This is a genomic window from Microbacterium sp. BLY (assembly GCF_017939615.1).
Classification (GTDB): domain Bacteria; phylum Actinomycetota; class Actinomycetes; order Actinomycetales; family Microbacteriaceae; genus Microbacterium.
On the sequence record NZ_JAGKSR010000001.1, the window covers coordinates 2,533,362 to 2,548,968 of the forward strand.

The following is a 15,607-nucleotide window of genomic DNA, read 5'->3' on the forward strand; positions in this document are numbered from 1 at the left end:
CCCGTGACGTGCCGCGTTTCGTCGGGCGGCGCTCAGAGGGTGGCGCGCATCGCGGCGAGGACCGCGTCCTCGTCCGGCAGCGGCGAGACCGGGTCGCCGTGCAGGAAGATCCGGATCTGCCGGACCGCCTGATGCAGCAGCATCCCGAGCCCGGAGACGACCGGCTGATCGCCCCACGCCGTCGCGAGCGCGGACGGCCACGGGGCGTAGGCCGCATCGAAGAGCGTCCCGCCCATGTCGGACAGGCGGGCAGCGACGTCCGGCGGCAGCGCGGTGCCGGAGGGCAACGTCGCCACCGTGAGGTCCGCGTCGCCGTCCACGTCCTCGAACGATCGCGGGGTGACCACGACCCCGCGACGCTCTCCGATGCGGACGAGCCCGGCGGCGCGTTCCGGCCGCCGGGCGGCGACCTCCACCCGCCTCGCCCCGAGGTCGGCGAGGGCGACGAGAGCCGAGGCCGCCGTCGCTCCGGCGCCCAGGATCCGCGCCGTCCCGATCTCGCGGATGCCGGCGTCCCCGAGCGCATCGACGATCCCGCCGACGTCGGTGTTGAATCCGGCCGGGTACTCCGAGAGCAGGAGCGTGTTGACCGCGCCGGTCAGCTCCGCATGGGCGTCACGGGTGGCGGCGTATCGGTACGCCTCCTCCTTGAGCGGCATCGTCAGGGACAGGCCGCGCCAGGAGTCGTCGAGCGCCTCGACGGCGTCCGTGAACCCCTCCGCGCCGACCTGGCGGCGCCCGTACTCCCAGTCCAGCCCGAGCACCGCGTAGGCCGCGGCGTGCAGCTCCGGCGAACGGGAGTGCCCGATCGGGTCGCCCCAGACCGCAAGGCGTCTCCGGTTCACGGAATCAGCACCCGGCGTCGGGGTTCGCCCGACACCAGTCCCGCCACTTCTCCACGCCCTGCTCGTGTTCGGCGAGGGTCTCCGAGAACTGCGTCTCGCCCGTCTCGAGGTTGACGGTGACGAAGTAGATCCATGGGCCGTCGGCGGGATGCATCGCGGCATCGATCGCGGCATCGTTCGGGCTCGCGATCGGCGTGATCGGCAGGCCCTTGTGAACGTACGTGTTCCACTCGTTGGGGTCTTCCAGAGCCTCCGCCGAGCTCGAGACCACGCCCTCGTGCAGCGAGCCGTACCCGTACTGCGCCGTCGAGTCCATCTGGAGCAGCATGTCGTCGTCGAGGCGGTTCTGAATCACGCGCGACACCTTGGCGAAGTCGTCCGTGCGGCCTTCGCGCTGGATGATCGAGGCGATCGTGAGGATCCGCTGCGCGTCCTCGTCCGGGACGCCCGCGGCGGCGAGCGATTCGCGCGTCCGGTCGACCATGCGCTGGATGACCTGCGTCGCGGTGACTTCGGGGTCGAAGGTGTACACCGCGGGGAACAGCCACCCCTCCAGGCTCTGCGCCTCCACCCCGTACGCGGACGGATCGGCAACGGCTGCTTCGAGGTCGGCCAGCGGCATCCCGAGAGTCTCCGCCATGGACGGCAGGGCCGATTCGATCGTCCCTCCCTCCGGCATGGAGACGGTGTTCTCGAGCTTGTTGTCCTCGTTGCGGAGGGCGGCCAGGGCATCTTCCGCCGTCATCTTCTGCTGCAGGCGGTAGACGCCCGGATAGAAGGTCACCGCGATGTTCTCGTCGATCAGATAGTCGTAAAAGACGTCCTCGGTCTTCGTGACGCCGGCTTCGTAGAGTGCCTTCGACACGGGGCCACCCGTGTCACCCTGCTTGATCGTGACGAGTGCCTCACCGGTCGCCTGGCCGGGCTCCCAGTCCTTCGGCTCGCCCCAGCCCATGGCATCGGCGATGCGGTCGCCGAAGGTGTTCGCCACCCAGATTCCGCCGGCAGCGATGCCGCCGAGGATGGCCAGGACGATGATCAGCGCGATGAGACAGCCCTTGCGGCGCTGCTTCTTCGCGGGTGCGCCACGGTCGCGGTCGTCGTCCTGCGCGGCGAAGATCTCGTCGAGGCCGCCTCCGAGCACGGGAGCCTCGTCGACGCCGCCCGATCGACGTGGCCCGTGCGGCGTCGATACGTCGGCCGTGGTGACCACGGGAACCGCGCGTGTCGCTACCGCGTGGTCAGTCGCGACGGGCGTGTCCGCCTCGGCCTCCGTCGGTGTCGAAGGGCGGCCTGCCGCCGCCGAGACGGGACGCGCCGGCTCGTCCGCCTCGCCTCCGGTCGTGCCCTCCACGGACGACGTCATCGGCTGACGCGCCGCGGCTTCCCTGGCCGCACGGCGGGAACCGGGGGCGGGGGTGTCGTCGCCGGTGGTCGGCACCTGGGGCGAGGGAGCGGGGAGGTTCTCGAACAGGTCACCCAATCGGGAGCTCTGCTCGTGCTCGTGCTCGGGCGCACGGCTCTCGCGTTCGGACATGTTCAGGCGGGCTCCTCGTCAACGGGGACCGGGGCACCGGCCGGGTTTCCGGTGCTCTTCTCCGTGTCGATCGCCTGCTGCAGCAGCACCACGGCGGCGACCTGATCCACAATGCTACGAGAGTTCTTCTGTGATCGCCCAGAACTCCGCAACGCCGCATGCGCGGAGACCGTGCTCAGACGCTCGTCGACGAGGCGTACCGGCACGCCGCTGCGCGCCTGGAGCGCCGCGGCGAACTCGCGCGCATCGACCGTCGACGGCGTGTCCGCGCCCTGCATGTTCACCGGCAGCCCGACGACGATCTCCAGCGGCTCGTACTCCGCGGCCAGCTCCGCGATGCGCGTGAGCGAGCGCTCATCGCGCGGCACGGTCTCGACGGGGACGGCCAGCATGCCATCCGGATCGGACCGGGCCACGCCCACGCGGGCCCGGCCGACGTCGATGCCGAGCCGGACCCCGCGGCGATAACCGCTCACGCGCCGCGCAGCTCCTGGGAGACAGCCTCGAGCGCGGCGGGCAGTGCCGCGGCGTCGGTACCGCCACCCTGGGCGACGTCGTCCCGACCGCCGCCGCCTCCGCCGAGCACACCGGCGGCGCGCTTCGCGAGCGCACCCGCCTTCGCGCCGGCACCGCGTGCAGCCTCGTTCGTGGCGACGACGACGACGGGGCGACCATTCACGACGGCACCGAGCGCGACGACCGCGGCGTCGGAACCCAGCCGGTCTCGCACGCCGTTGACGAGCTCGCGGACGTCGTCCGCCGACGCGACATCACCCAGCGTCTGCGCCGCCACACGGAAGTCTCCGACGCGCGTCGCGGCCTCGGCGATGGCGGGGATGCGTCCCGCACGCTCCTTCGCCTCGAACTGCGCGATGCGCTTCTCCGCGGCCTTGAGGCTCGCGGCGAGATCGGCGATCCGCTCGGGGAGCTGCTCGCGCGGCGTCTTCAGGGAGGCGGTGAGCTGCGACACGAGGGCCCGCTCCGCCGCGAGCTCGCGGAACGCGTCCGCGCCGACGAGAGCCTCGATCCGGCGGTTGGAGGCGCCGACGGACGACTCCCCCACCACGCTGACCAGGCCGATCTCCGCACTGGTCGACACGTGCGTTCCGGCACAGAGTTCGCGCGACCACGGACCGCCGATGTCGACCATCCGCACGACGTCGCCGTACTTCTCGCCGAAGAGCGCCATCGCGCCGGCTTCCTTGGCCTCGTCGAGGGTCACGATGCGGGTTGTCACCTCGAGGGCGTCCTGCACGGCGCGGTTCGTGATCTCCTCGATCTCCGTGCGGGTGTCCGTCGACAGCGCCTGCGACCAGGCGAAGTCGAATCGCATGTACCCGGCGCGGTTGAGCGAGCCCGACTGCGTGGCCGTCGGGCCGAGCGTGTCGCGCAGAGCGGCGTGCACGAGGTGGGTGGCGGAGTGCGCCTGGCGCGCCGCACGACGGTTCGCGGCGTCGACGATGGTCGTCGCGACGTCGTCCACCGCGACGGAACCTCGGGATACCTCCACCGTGTGGCTGATGAGGCCGGGTACCGGACGCTGCACGTCCAGTACCTCGAGCTCATAGCCCGGGCCCACGATCGTCCCCTTGTCGGCCACCTGGCCACCGGATTCGGCGTACAGGGTCGTCTCGGCGAGGACGACCTCGGCGATCTGGCCTTCGGTGGCGCTGCGTACAGGGGCTCCGTCCACGAGGAGTCCGAGGACACGGGACTCCACCTCGAGCGCGGTGTAGCCGTCGAAGCCGGTCTCCCCCAGCGCACGGAGGTCGCGGTACACCGACACGTCCGCGAGCTGCCGCTTGCGGTTGCGGGCATCATCCTTGGCGCGCTGACGCTGCTCCTGCATGAGCGAGTCGAACGCGGCGCGGTCGACGTCGAGCCCGGCCTCCTCGGCGACCTCCAGGGTCAGATCGATGGGGAAGCCGTAGGTGTCGTGCAGCAGGAACGCCTCGGAGCCGCTGAGGGTCTTCCCGCCGCTCTTCTTCGTGTCCTCCAGCGCGAGGTCGAGGATTGTCGATCCCTGCGCCAGCGTGCGGCGGAAGGTCTCCTCCTCGGCGAAGGCCGCCGAGGAGAGCACCGACCAGTCGCGCTCCAGTTCCGGGTACGCCGACTTCATGGCGTCGCGGGACGCGGCGAACAGCTCGGGGAACGCGGGGTCGTCGACGCCGAGCAGACGCATCGCGCGCACGGTCCGGCGCATGAGGCGCCGCAGGATGTAGCCGCGGCCCTCGTTCGACGGGCGCACTCCGTCGGAGAGGAGCATGAGCGAGGAGCGCACGTGGTCGGCGATCACACGGAAGCGGACGTCGTCCTCATGCACGGCGCCGTAGCGACGACCGGAGAGCTCGACGGCGCGATCGAGGACCGGACGCACCTGGTCGGTCTCGTACATGTTCTCGACGCCCTGCTTGAGGAAGGCGACGCGCTCCAGCCCCATGCCGGTGTCGATGTTCTTCATCGGCAGCTCGCCCACGATGTCGAACTCGGTCTTGCCGCGGATGTTCTCGATGAAGTCCTGCATGAAGACGAGGTTCCAGATCTCCAGGAACCGCGAGTCGTCGACGGCGGGCCCGCCGTCCTTGCCATAGGCCGGACCGCGGTCGAAGAAGATCTCGGAGTCGGGTCCGCCGGGACCGGGCTGGCCGGTGTTCCAGTAGTTGTCCGCGCGCCCGAGGCGCTGGATACGCTCCGGCTTGAGTCCGATGATGTCGCGCCAGATCGCCTCCGCCTCGTCATCGGTCTCGTAGACGGTGACCCAGAGGTCCTTCTCGTCGAAGCCGAGACCGCCGTCGGCCTCCGCGCTCGTCAGGAGCTCCCAGGCGTAACGGATCGCGCCTTCCTTGAAGTAGTCGCCGAACGACCAGTTGCCGAGCATTTGGAAGAACGTGCCGTGACGCGCGGTCCGCCCGACCTCCTCGATGTCGTTGGTCCGGATGCACTTCTGCAGGTCGGCGATACGCGGGTGCGGCGCCGGGACCACCCCGGTGAGATACGGGATCATCGGGACCATGCCCGCGACCGTGAACAACAGCGAGGGGTCGTCGCTCACCAAGGACGCCGAGGGCACGATGAGGTGGTCGTTCTTCTCGAAGTAGGAGAGATAGCGCTGCGCGATGTCCGCAGTTTTCATAGGAGTGCCGGATGTCCTTGCGTGAGGGGTCGCGCCGAAGCGCAGATGCGGGGGGTCAGTTCTCGCCCGGCTCGGTCAGCCGAGCCTCCTGCTCGCGATACGCGTCGCCGAGGATCGCGGCGAGGCCGTTGATGCGGGCGTCGACGTCGGCCAGGATGTCGTGGCCACGCGGGTCCTTGTTCATGAAGTGAGCCGCGACGAAGCCGCCGATCACGCCGATCAGGAACCACAGCACGTTCTTCATGTCGTCATCCTTGCCCTAGAGCCGCGAAGGCGCGGTCTCTCCATCGTATGCGGAAACGACAGGAGGCGTCGGGAACCCCCGACGCCTCCTGCCTGATGCTCTACCGCTGGATCAGCGACCCGAGTAGTACTCGACGACGAGCTGCACTTCACAGGTCACGGGGACCTCAGCGCGCTTCGGACGACGGACCAGGCGGGCCTGGAGCTTGTCGAGCTCGACCTCGAGGTAGCCCGGGACCGGGGGCAGGACCTCGGCGTGACCGCCGGCAGCCGCCACCTGGAAGGGCTCGAGGCCCTCGCTCTTGGGCTTGACGTGGATGAGCTGACCCGGCTTCACGCGGAACGACGGGCGGTCGACGAGCTGGCCGTCGACGAGGATGTGGCGGTGCACGACGAGCTGACGAGCCTGCGCCGTGGTGCGGGCGAAGCCCGAGCGCACGACGAGGGCGTCGAGACGCATCTCCAGGAGCTCGACCAGGTTCTCACCGGTCAGACCCTCCTGGCGCTTGGCCTCCTTGAAGACGATCTGCAGCTGCTTCTCGCGGATGCCGTACTGCTCGCGCAGACGCTGCTTCTCGCGCAGACGGACGGCGTAGTCGCTGTCGGCCTTGCGCTTGGTGCGGCCGTGCTCGCCCGGAGCGTAGGGACGCTTCTCGAGGTAGCGGGCGGCCTTCGGGGTGAGGGCCACGCCGAGGGCGCGGCTGAGACGGACCTTGCGGCGGTCCTGGGACTTCGTGGTCACGAAGCTGTCCTTCCGATGACGCGGTCGCGACTTTCGCGACTCGCGGACGTATCATCCGCGTCCTGCCTCGGAGCGCACGTCGGGGCGCCGGCGAGGTGTGGTGTGGACGAGGAGATGCCCGAAAACTCGGTTTCGAGCCGCTCAAGTCTAACAGACAGCAGGGATCGGCCGTGGACGGCGGGTCACCGGTCGCCGAGGATGCGGCGGATGCGCTCCAGACGGGCGCTGATGTCACGCTCGGCCCCCAGGTTCTTCGGCTCGTAGTAGTGCCGTCCGTCGAGTTCGTCCGGAAGGTACTGCTGCGGCACGATCCCGTACTCGCTGTCGTGCGCATAGCGGTAACCGCGGCCGTGCCCGAGCCGCTTGGCCCCCGGATAGTGCGCGTCGCGGAGATGAAGCGGCACACGACCGAAGCCGCCGGCGCGGATGTCGGCGATCGCCGCATCGATGCCGACGTAGGCGGCGTTCGACTTCGCCGTGGTGGCGAGGTAAACGGTGGCCTCGGCCAGCGGGATCCTCCCTTCCGGCATGCCGATGAATGCCACGGCGTCGGCGGCGGCGACGGCGATGACCAGTGCCTGCGGATCGGCCAGACCGACGTCCTCGGAAGCGGAGATCACGAGCCGCCGCGCGATGAAGCGCGGGTCCTCCCCCGCCTCGATCATGCGGGCCAGGTAGTGCAGCGCCGCATCGGGATCGGAACCGCGGATCGACTTGATGAAGGCACTGATGACGTCGTAGTGCTCGTCGCCCTGCCGGTCGTAGCGGAGCAGAGCCTTGTCCACGGCCTGCGCCACGTCATCAGCGGTGACCTCGGGCGCCGATGCCTCCGCATCGTCCGCGCCGTCGTCGGGGCCTTCGTTCGACGCGGCGTGCGAGAGCGCGACGGCTGCCGCGGCCTCGAGGCCGGTGAGCGCGCGACGGGCGTCGCCGGACGCCAGGTGCACGAGCGCGGATCGCGCCTCTCCGCTGAGCGCGACCGCACCGCCGAGACCGCGCGGGTCGGACACCGCCCGGTCCACGAGCACGCCGATGTCGTCGTCGGTGAGCGGCTGCAGTGTGAGGAGCAGCGAGCGCGACAACAGCGGCGAGATCACCGAGAACGACGGGTTCTCCGTCGTGGCCGCGATGAGGATGACCCAGCCGTTCTCCACCCCCGGCAGCAGCGCGTCCTGCTGGGCTTTGGTGAACCGGTGGATCTCGTCGAGGAAGAGGATCGTCGTCTGGCCGTAGAGGTCGCGCTGTGTGATCGCCTCCTGCATGACCTCCCGCACGTCCTTCACGCCCGCGGTGATGGCGGAGAGCTCGACGAAACGGCGCCCGGACGACCGCGCGATGGCCTGGGCGAGCGTCGTCTTGCCGGTGCCGGGCGGGCCCCAGAGGATGATCGAGACCGCGCCGGGGGAACTGGCCTCCGGGTCGGCGAGGGCCACGATGGGCGATCCGGCGCGCAGCAGGTGACGCTGTCCTGCGACCTCGTCCAGCGACACCGGACGCATGCGCACCGCGAGCGGGGTCTGCCCGGAGAGCAGCGCGGAGGGAGAGGACATTCCTCCAGGCTAACGGCGGGCGGCGACACGGGGCGCGGTCGACGCCCCGGTAGGCTCTCAGGCGACGTCGTGGACCGGCGTCGGACAGGAGAGGCACGGCATGGCGGCACGCGGTTCCAAGAAGGCGCAGGCGCGCACCGAGGCGGAGCGCGCTCGACTGCACACCGCGCGCACACGCTGGCACCAGGACCAGATCCGACGGCGCACCCGCGACAACGTCATCGCGATCACCGTGGGCGGCCTCATCGTCGTGGGAGCCATCGTCAGCCAGGCCGTCCACGCACAGGTCACCGCTCCGGAGCCGACGCCGACACCCTCCTCGACGGTCGAGCCGGCCCCGGTGCCGTCCGACGCCCCGGACGAGGCGCCGAGCACGGAGCCCACCGCGCCGGAGACCCCGGCGGAGTGATCCCGGCCGACGCGGTCAGTCGTCGACGACCGCGAGCCGATACCCCCGCTTGACTACGGTCTGCACGAGGTCACGTCCGCCGAGGGACTCGCGGAGACGCGCCACGGCGACCTCCACGGCGCGCGGGCTCCGCCGCCCACCGGGAAGCACCTGTCCGATCTCCGCCCGGCTGAGCACTCGTCCGTCCGCGACGAACAGCGCCTCCACGAGGCTCACCGCGCCGCGTGACAGCGGCAGGAACTCGTCGTCGACCAGCACGCCCCCGCTGCGCACCGCGAGCCGGCCGACCTCGGTCATCCGGACCGGCGCCGTGCGGACGAGGAGATCGAGGACGGCCTCGGCGAGATCCTGCGCCGTGGGCCCGCCAGCGGCGACCGCGGGGAGTCCGGCCTCTTGCAGCGCTCCGACCGCCGCCGCGTCGACAGCCGCGAGCACCAGTCGCGCCGCGTGCGTCCGGCGACGAACGGCGTCGAGCATCGCGGATCGTTCGAGCGCGCTCAGCCACGCCGGCACGGCCTCCGCCGCGGGGAACAGCACGGCATCCACCTGTCCCGTCGCGATCCGGTAGGCCGTGCGCCGCGAGCCCGCGGGGATCGGGTGGGCGTCACGCAGCGGCACCATCCGCACCACCTCGGACCCTGTCGCGATGAGGGTCCGCACGAGGGTCTCGGCGTCCACCGACTCCGGCCGGACGGGCCGCGGCGCCTCGGCGATCGCGACGCGACAGCCGACGAGCGCCGGGGCGGATCGGGTGGGCGCGCTCATGCGGAACCCTCCGCGGCGCGCCGCAGGGCAGCGGGTGCACCCCGTCTCCCTCCGGGCGCGCGGTGGCGGCCTCCGGCGCCCGCCCCCTCGCCGGCGGACGCAGGGCTCATCCCGCCGCGCACCGGGTTCCCGTGCAGACCGTCGACACCGGGAACGACGACACCGAACGCACGGAGCTCCGCCAGCACACCCGGGAGCTCAGCCCGGGGGAAGCCGTCGAAAGCGAGCGCTCCTCGGTCGATGCGCACGGGGGTGCCGAGCCCGGAGGCGAGGCGGGCGAGGACGAGCAGCAGATCGGCACTGATCCCTTCGCCGACCCGCACCTCGATGCGGGCGGATGACGCGGCTTCGCGCACGAGCACGCGCGACGATTCCCCTGCCCGATCCGCGACGCGCGAGGCGGCACCCGCGGACGCGCGGTTCATGAGAGCGAGGGCGAGTCGCCGAAGGCACCCCGCGCAGTCGCTGCTGTCGCCCCCTGCGGTCGACGCGTCCGCGAACGTCGTGATCCCCCGGCGCTCCAGGTGTGCCTCCACCGCGGCAACGGTCATCGCGCCCCACTCGCGGCCGCACGAGCATGTCTCGTCTTCTGCCCCGTCGTCCGCGAGCAGCCCGCGGATCACCGCGTGCCGATCGGCCTCTCCCTGCCACAGACGCGACGTCCACCCTGCCGACCGCTCACCGATCACCGTGACGGCGTGCACCACCCGTGCATCCGCGGAGAGCTCCGCCTCGCCGTACACGCGCCGTCCGCTCGCGGTCAGCGGAACCGTCACCGTGTCGGCGCCTGTGCCGACCCGCATCGTCGTGATGCCGATTCCGCCGGGCGCGGCGCTCCACCTCTCGGGTCCGGGCCCAGCGGCCCGCTTTGCGCAAAGCAGATCCGCGGCGCGCTCCGCCGCGATGCGGGCGCGCTCCACGCCGTGCCCCGCGGATGCCTCCCGGACGGCGACGTCACCGATCGCGAGGACCCGCGGGTCCGCGGTCGCGCCCTCCGCATCCACGAGGATCCCGCCCTCGGCGTGCACGGGCAGTCCCGCGTTGCGGGCCAGTTCATCGCGCGCGCGGGCACCGACGGTGACCACGAGGTCGGTCCGCGCGAAGCTCCCGTCCTGGAACTCGACGGCGGTGACCGTCCCCGCTTCGTCCGGATCCACGCGCGTCAGGCGCGTCCGGAGACGCACGCCGATCCCCCGGCTCTCGACGAGCGCGCGCAGGGCGGCGGCCCCGGTGACGGAGAGCTCGCCCGCGCACAGCCGATCGGCGGTGTCGACGAGCGTCGTCTCCACGCCCGCATCCTGCAGCGCGCACGCGGCGTCGACGCCCGCCGCATCGCCCCCCACCACCACCGCGCGGAGGGGGCGCGGGAGCTGCGCGGCGCGGACGGCGACGAAGGCACGGAGCGTCTGGGCATCCTCCATCGTGCGGAGCGCGACACTGCCGCGGATTGCGATGCCGGGGACGTCCGGGACATGCGCGTGGGTCCCTGTCGCGAGGACGAGCGCGTCGTAGCCGTACCAGCGTCGCGAGCGCGTGCGCACCCGGCGTCCGGCCCGATCGATCCGGAGCACCCGGTCGTCATCGATGAGCCGCACACGATCGTCGCGGAAAGGCCCACGGTCGAGGTCGAGGGACGATGCCGATGCCCCGCCGACGACGCGCGCAAGCCCCGACCGGTCGTAGGGCAGACGCGCCTCATCACCGATGACGGTGATCCGCACCTGGTGCTCCGGATCCTGCAGGAGGCGCGCGACGAAGCGCTGGGCCGCCACGCCGGCCCCCACGACGACGATATTCGCGGTGTGCGCTGCGCTGTCGTCCATGGAACTCCTGTCGACCTGGGGACTGTCGTGGTCGCGACGATAGGAGCACCGTGTTACCCGGAGATGACGCGGAGTGTTTCACGCAGCGAACGTTCTCCTCACGAATCGATAACGCCCTCTCCCCCGCCCCTCTCTTTCTCCCGAGACCCTGGACCGTTGCCGAGGCCCCGGGGGGCTCACGCACGGAAGATGGGGGCTCGGCGGGAAGGCGGAGGCTCGGGTGATCGGGCGCACCTGGACCGGCCGCACCCGGAGGGCCGCGGCGTACTAGGCTGAGCCTCGTCCTTTCCGCCTCCCGCGGCGTGACCGCGCAAGGAGAATCACGTGTCTGCCAACGAGCCCGCGAAGCCGACCCCGCCCGTTCCCACCCCGCCCGCTGTGCCGATGCCGCGCAAGGCTCCCACGCCGGCCGCCGTGGCGCCCGCCGTCGCCAAGCCGACGCCCGTCTCCTCCGCCGGCGAGTGGGGCCGTGTCTCTGAAGACGGCACCGTCGAGGTCCGCGAGGGCGAGACCTGGCGGGTCGTCGGCCAGTACCCGGACGGCACCCCCGATGAAGCCCTGGCGTACTTCGTGCGCAAGTACGACGACATCGCCTTCAAGGTCGTCGCGCTCGAGCAGCGCCACCAGGCCGGCGGCGCCTCGGCCAGCGACCTGTCGAAGCAGGCGGCGCACCTCATCGACGAGGCGACGGACGCCGCCGCCGTCGGAGATCTCGCCGGCCTGCGCGACCGTCTCACCGCGTTGACCGCTTCCCTGTCCGAAGCGACGGCGCAGGAGGCCCAGCAGGCGAAGGAGCTCGTCGAACAGGCCATCGCCGAACGCACGGCCCTCGTCGAGCGCGCCGAGGCCATCGCCGCCCGCGACCTGAGCAAGGTGCAGTGGAAGCAGGTGACGGCCGAGCTCAACGAGCTGTTCGAGGCCTGGCAGTCGCAGCAGCAGAACGGTCCGCGACTGTCGAAGGGCATCTCGCAGCAGCTCTGGAAGCGATTCCGTGACGCGCGTTCCGTCGTCGACAAGCACCGCCGGGCCTTCTACTCCGAGCTCGACGACGCCCACAAGGCCGCGCGGGACGCGAAGTCGCGTCTCGTCGAGCGCGCCGAGGCGCTGGCCCCGCGCGGCGTGGACGGCATCCCCGCGTACCGTGCCCTCCTCGACGAATGGAAGACCGCGGGTCGGGCCGGCCGGAAGGCGGACGACGCCCTCTGGGCGCGCTTCAAGGCCGCCGGTGACGCCCTCTACGCCGCGCGTGCCGAGCAGGCCGCGGCGGAGGAGGCGGACAGCGCTCCGAAGATCGAGGCGAGGGAAGCGCTCCTCGAGCAGGCCAAGGCTGTCGCCGACGAGCCCAACATCAAGCGCGCCCGGGCGCTCCTCACGCGCATCCAGCGTGAATGGGACGAGGTCGGGCGCATCTTCCCGCGGGAGAAGGAGCGTGCGCTCGACGACAAGCTCCGCGTCATCGAGCAGGCCCTCAAGGCCCGCGAGGACGTCGACTGGAAGAAGAACAACCCGGAGACCAAGGCGCGGGCGAACGACATGAGCTCGCAGCTCCACGAGGCCATCGAGAAGCTCGAGGCCGAGTTGGCGGCGGCCGAGAAGGCCGGCGACGCGAAGGCGGCGAAGGAAGCAGCCGACGCGCTCGAGGCGCGTCGCGCCTGGCTCACGGCTCTCGGCGGCTGATCTCTCCACAGATCCCGCAGATCATCACCGGAGCGGGGTGCCGGACACGACACTGGTGTCATGCACCCCGCTCTGTTGTACCTGCCCGGTGCGCGGCTGAGCCTGCCGGAGTTGAGCGCCGCGCGACTCGATGGCGACGTCGTCGAGATCGGCGACGCCTACATCCCCGCGGACCTGCCCGAGTCCCCTGATGTGCGTGCCAGCAGCATCGCCGTGCTCGTGCAGGACGGCACTGCGGCGTGCGGACCGTCGGCGGCCTGGATCCACGGCGCCGGGGACGCACCTCCGCCCGTCCATCACGTGCGACGGTGCGTGGAACGACGCGTACGCCCGCGACTCAGCGCCCGCATCACCTTCCACGACACGGTGATCCCCGCGACGGATGTGGAGGTGCTCGGTGGCATTCCGGTGTCGACGCCGGTGCGGACCATGAGCGACCTCGCCACCGCCCTGCACCGCGACCCCCGGGTGCTGCCCTGGATGCACGCCCTCGCCTCCGTGCATCCCGTCGCGGTGGAACTCGCGATCGCGAGCCTGCGCGCGCGGCGCCGCGTCCCCGGGCTCGTGAGCGGCGTCGCCGCGCTCGAGCGTGTCGTCAGGAGGACGTGACGCGATAGACGTCGTACACGGCGTCGATCCGCCGGACGGCGTTGAGGACGCGGTCCAGGTGGACGGCGTCGCCCATCTCGAACACGAACCTGCTCAGGGCCAGCCGCTCATCGGTCGTGGAGACGGTCGCCGAGAGGATGTTCACGTGATGCTCGCTGAGCACGCGCGTGACGTCGGAGAGCAGCCCCGACCGATCGAGCGCCTCGACCTGGATCTGCACCCGGAAGACGCTCTTCTTGGTCGGCGCCCACGAGACCTCCACGAACCGGTCCTGCTCACCGCTCAACGCCTTGACGTTCACGCAGTCCGCCCGGTGCACGGAGACGCCGCTCCCCCGGGTGACGAACCCGACGATCGGATCGCCGGGGACGGGCGTGCAGCACTTCGCGAGCTTCACCAGGATGTCGTTCGCGCCGCGCACGAGCACACCGGAATCGCCGCCCCGGGTCTCGCGGGTCTGAACGCTTCCCGGCAGGTCGATCGCCCCGGTCGTGGGCTCGTCGGTGGCGACGAGCGCCGTGACCTTCTCGAGAACGGACTGGGTCGAGACATGTCCCTCGCCGACGGCGGCGTAGAGCCCCGAGACGTCCTCGTAGTGCATCTGGTGGGCGACTTCGGTGAAGGAGTCCTGGCTCATCAGGCGCTGCAGTGGAAGATTCTGCCGGCGCATCGCCCGCGCGATGGCCTCCTTGCCCTGCTCGATGGCCTCCTCGCGGCGCTCCTTCGTGAACCAGCCACGGATCTTGTTGCGCGCGCGAGTGCTCTTGACGAAGCCGAGCCAGTCCTGGCTCGGACCCGCGTCGGGGTTCTTCGAGGTGAACACCTCGACGACGTCGCCGCTCTTCAGCTCGGACTCCAGCGGCACCAGGCGGCCGTTGACCTTGGCGCCCATGGTCCGGTGGCCGATCTCGGTGTGCACGGCGTAGGCGAAGTCCACCGGGGTGGCGCCGGCCGGCAGCCCGATCACGCGGCCCTTCGGCGTGAAGACGTAGACCTCCTTCGCGCCGATCTCGAACCGCAGCGAGTCCAGGAACTCTCCGGGGTCGGCGGTCTCCGCCTGCCAGTCGGAGATGTGCGCGAGCCACGCCATGTCGGTGTCGGAGGCGCGGACCTCCGCCTTGCTGCCGCCGTTCATCCGCTCCTTGTACATCCAGTGTGCGGCGACGCCGTACTCCGCCTGGTGGTGCATCTCGTGCGTGCGGATCTGGATCTCGACGGTGCGCCCGGCCGGGCCGATCACGGTCGTGTGCAGGGACTGGTAGAGATTGAACTTCGGCGTGGCGATGTAATCCTTGAAACGGCCCGGCAGCGGCGTCCAGCGCGCGTGGATCGCTCCGAGCACGGCATAGCAGTCGCGCACGGACGAGACGAGGACGCGGATGCCGATGAGGTCGTAGATGTCGTCGAACTCGCGTCCGCGGATCACCATCTTCTGGTACACCGAGTACAGCTGCTTCGGGCGGCCGACGACCTTGCCGCGGATGCGAAGGTCGCGGAGGTCCTCGTCGATCTCCTCGATGACCTGACTCAGGTACTTCTCGCGCTGCGGAGTGCGCTGGGCGATGAGGCTGTGGATCTCGTTGTAGATCTTGGGATGGAGCACCGCGAAGGAAAGATCCTCCAGCTCCGACTTGATCGCCTGGATACCGAGGCGATTGGCCAGCGGCGCATAGATCTCCAGCGTCTCCTTGGCCTTCTTCGCCGCCTTCTCCGGCGGGACGAAGCCCCAGGTGCGGGCGTTGTGCAGCCGGTCCGCGAGTTTGATGAGCAGCACGCGGATGTCTTTCGACATCGCCACGATCATCTTGCGCACCGTCTCGGCCTGCGCGCTCTCGCCGTACTTGACCTTGTCGAGCTTCGTGACGCCGTCGACGAGCATCGCCACCTCGTCGCCGAACTCGGCGGTGAGGTCGGTGAGCGCGTAGCCGGTGTCTTCCACGGTGTCGTGCAGCAGGGCGGCGGCGATCGCGCGCGGCCCGAGCCCGAGTTCGGCGAGGATCTGGGCGACGGCCAGCGGATGCGTGATGTACGGCTCGCCGCTCTGGCGCTTCTGCCCCTCATGCTTCTCCTTCGCGACCGCGTACGCGCGCGAGATGACGGAGAACTCACCCTTCGGGTGGTTGGCACGGACCGTGCGGATCAGGTTGTCGAGGTCGTTGATCCGGGACGCGCGCGAGAAGATGCGGGGCACCAGCCGTCGCAGACTCGAACCCTGCGATGCCGTCTGCGGCTCCGCCATCCACTCACCTCCGAATCAGACAATCCTACGCGCGC

At 70.7% G+C, this 15,607-nt stretch carries 13 protein-coding genes; 3 read left to right on the forward strand and 10 right to left on the reverse strand.

Annotated elements, in window-relative coordinates; translation table 11 throughout:
• Positions 1-32: 32 nt before the first annotated feature.
• From KAF39_RS12420 to KAF39_RS12450, 7 genes are all read right to left on the reverse strand, one after another.
• Positions 33-845 carry a shikimate dehydrogenase gene (locus KAF39_RS12420; protein WP_210677531.1) on the reverse strand — a complete coding sequence of 271 codons (813 nt, stop codon included), beginning with the start codon at positions 843-845 and terminating at the stop codon, positions 33-35.
• A 4-nt stretch (positions 846-849) separates the two neighbouring features.
• The gene (mltG, locus tag KAF39_RS12425) at positions 850-2,382 is read right to left on the reverse strand and encodes an endolytic transglycosylase MltG (RefSeq protein ID WP_210677532.1); all 1,533 of its coding nucleotides are present in this window, start codon (positions 2,380-2,382) and stop codon (positions 850-852) included.
• A gap of 2 nt (positions 2,383-2,384) precedes the next feature.
• Entirely contained in the window at positions 2,385-2,858 is a 474-nt protein-coding gene (ruvX, locus tag KAF39_RS12430; RefSeq protein ID WP_060923676.1) for a Holliday junction resolvase RuvX, read from the reverse strand.
• Positions 2,855-5,515: an alanine--tRNA ligase gene (gene alaS / locus KAF39_RS12435; protein WP_210677533.1), complete on the reverse strand. Its 2,661-nt coding sequence runs from the start codon at positions 5,513-5,515 to the stop codon at positions 2,855-2,857. The genes ruvX and alaS overlap by 4 nt, the downstream gene beginning before the upstream one ends.
• 55 nt (positions 5,516-5,570) lie before the next feature.
• Positions 5,571-5,759 (reverse strand): hypothetical protein, encoded by a 189-nt coding sequence (locus KAF39_RS12440; RefSeq protein ID WP_210677534.1) that lies wholly within the window; start codon positions 5,757-5,759, stop codon positions 5,571-5,573.
• Positions 5,760-5,870: 111 nt separating this feature from the next.
• On the reverse strand, positions 5,871-6,500 hold the full coding sequence (rpsD, locus tag KAF39_RS12445) for a 30S ribosomal protein S4 (protein WP_210677535.1): 630 nt from the start codon (positions 6,498-6,500) through the stop codon (positions 5,871-5,873).
• A 182-nt stretch (positions 6,501-6,682) separates the two neighbouring features.
• Positions 6,683-8,050, reverse strand: coding sequence for a replication-associated recombination protein A (locus KAF39_RS12450; protein ID WP_210677536.1), 1,368 nt, complete (start codon positions 8,048-8,050; stop codon positions 6,683-6,685).
• 100 nt (positions 8,051-8,150) lie between these two features.
• Between KAF39_RS12450 and KAF39_RS12455 the strand changes: the two genes are divergently transcribed.
• Positions 8,151-8,459 carry a hypothetical protein gene (locus tag KAF39_RS12455; RefSeq protein WP_210677537.1) on the forward strand — a complete coding sequence of 103 codons (309 nt, stop codon included), beginning with the start codon at positions 8,151-8,153 and terminating at the stop codon, positions 8,457-8,459.
• 15 nt (positions 8,460-8,474) lie between these two features.
• Here the strand turns inward: KAF39_RS12455 and KAF39_RS12460 are convergent, their stop codons facing one another.
• Positions 8,475-9,224: a winged helix-turn-helix domain-containing protein gene (locus KAF39_RS12460; protein WP_210677538.1), complete on the reverse strand. Its 750-nt coding sequence runs from the start codon at positions 9,222-9,224 to the stop codon at positions 8,475-8,477.
• The gene (locus tag KAF39_RS12465; RefSeq protein WP_210677539.1) at positions 9,221-11,047 is read right to left on the reverse strand and encodes an FAD-dependent oxidoreductase; all 1,827 of its coding nucleotides are present in this window, start codon (positions 11,045-11,047) and stop codon (positions 9,221-9,223) included. Before KAF39_RS12465 ends, KAF39_RS12460 begins: the two co-directional genes overlap by 4 nt.
• 324 nt (positions 11,048-11,371) lie before the next feature.
• Between KAF39_RS12465 and KAF39_RS12470 the strand changes: the two genes are divergently transcribed.
• Positions 11,372-12,724 (forward strand): DUF349 domain-containing protein, encoded by a 1,353-nt coding sequence (locus tag KAF39_RS12470; protein ID WP_307805206.1) that lies wholly within the window; start codon positions 11,372-11,374, stop codon positions 12,722-12,724.
• A 60-nt stretch (positions 12,725-12,784) separates the two neighbouring features.
• A complete protein-coding gene (locus tag KAF39_RS12475; RefSeq protein ID WP_210677540.1) occupies positions 12,785-13,333 on the forward strand; it encodes a type IV toxin-antitoxin system AbiEi family antitoxin in 549 nt (182 codons plus the stop codon).
• Here the strand turns inward: KAF39_RS12475 and KAF39_RS12480 are convergent.
• Positions 13,320-15,572 carry a bifunctional (p)ppGpp synthetase/guanosine-3',5'-bis(diphosphate) 3'-pyrophosphohydrolase gene (locus tag KAF39_RS12480; RefSeq protein ID WP_210677541.1) on the reverse strand — a complete coding sequence of 751 codons (2,253 nt, stop codon included), beginning with the start codon at positions 15,570-15,572 and terminating at the stop codon, positions 13,320-13,322. The genes KAF39_RS12475 and KAF39_RS12480 overlap by 14 nt on opposite strands.
• Between the last annotated feature and the right edge of the window lie 35 nt (positions 15,573-15,607).

What these genes read in the sequence shown, in the direction of transcription:
- mltG (WP_210677532.1), bottom strand. Translation starts at nt 2,382, where the DNA reads ATGTCCGAACGCGAGAGCCGTGCGCCCGAGCACGAGCACGAGCAGAGC.
- alaS (WP_210677533.1), bottom strand. Translation starts at nt 5,515, where the DNA reads ATGAAAACTGCGGACATCGCGCAGCGCTATCTCTCCTACTTCGAGAAG.
- KAF39_RS12440 (WP_210677534.1), bottom strand. Translation starts at nt 5,759, where the DNA reads ATGAAGAACGTGCTGTGGTTCCTGATCGGCGTGATCGGCGGCTTCGTC.
- KAF39_RS12450 (WP_210677536.1), bottom strand. Translation starts at nt 8,050, where the DNA reads ATGTCCTCTCCCTCCGCGCTGCTCTCCGGGCAGACCCCGCTCGCGGTG.
- KAF39_RS12455 (WP_210677537.1), top strand. Translation starts at nt 8,151, where the DNA reads ATGGCGGCACGCGGTTCCAAGAAGGCGCAGGCGCGCACCGAGGCGGAG.
- KAF39_RS12460 (WP_210677538.1), bottom strand. Translation starts at nt 9,224, where the DNA reads ATGAGCGCGCCCACCCGATCCGCCCCGGCGCTCGTCGGCTGTCGCGTC.
- KAF39_RS12465 (WP_210677539.1), bottom strand. Translation starts at nt 11,047, where the DNA reads ATGGACGACAGCGCAGCGCACACCGCGAATATCGTCGTCGTGGGGGCC.
- KAF39_RS12475 (WP_210677540.1), top strand. Translation starts at nt 12,785, where the DNA reads ATGCACCCCGCTCTGTTGTACCTGCCCGGTGCGCGGCTGAGCCTGCCG.
- KAF39_RS12480 (WP_210677541.1), bottom strand. Translation starts at nt 15,572, where the DNA reads ATGGCGGAGCCGCAGACGGCATCGCAGGGTTCGAGTCTGCGACGGCTG.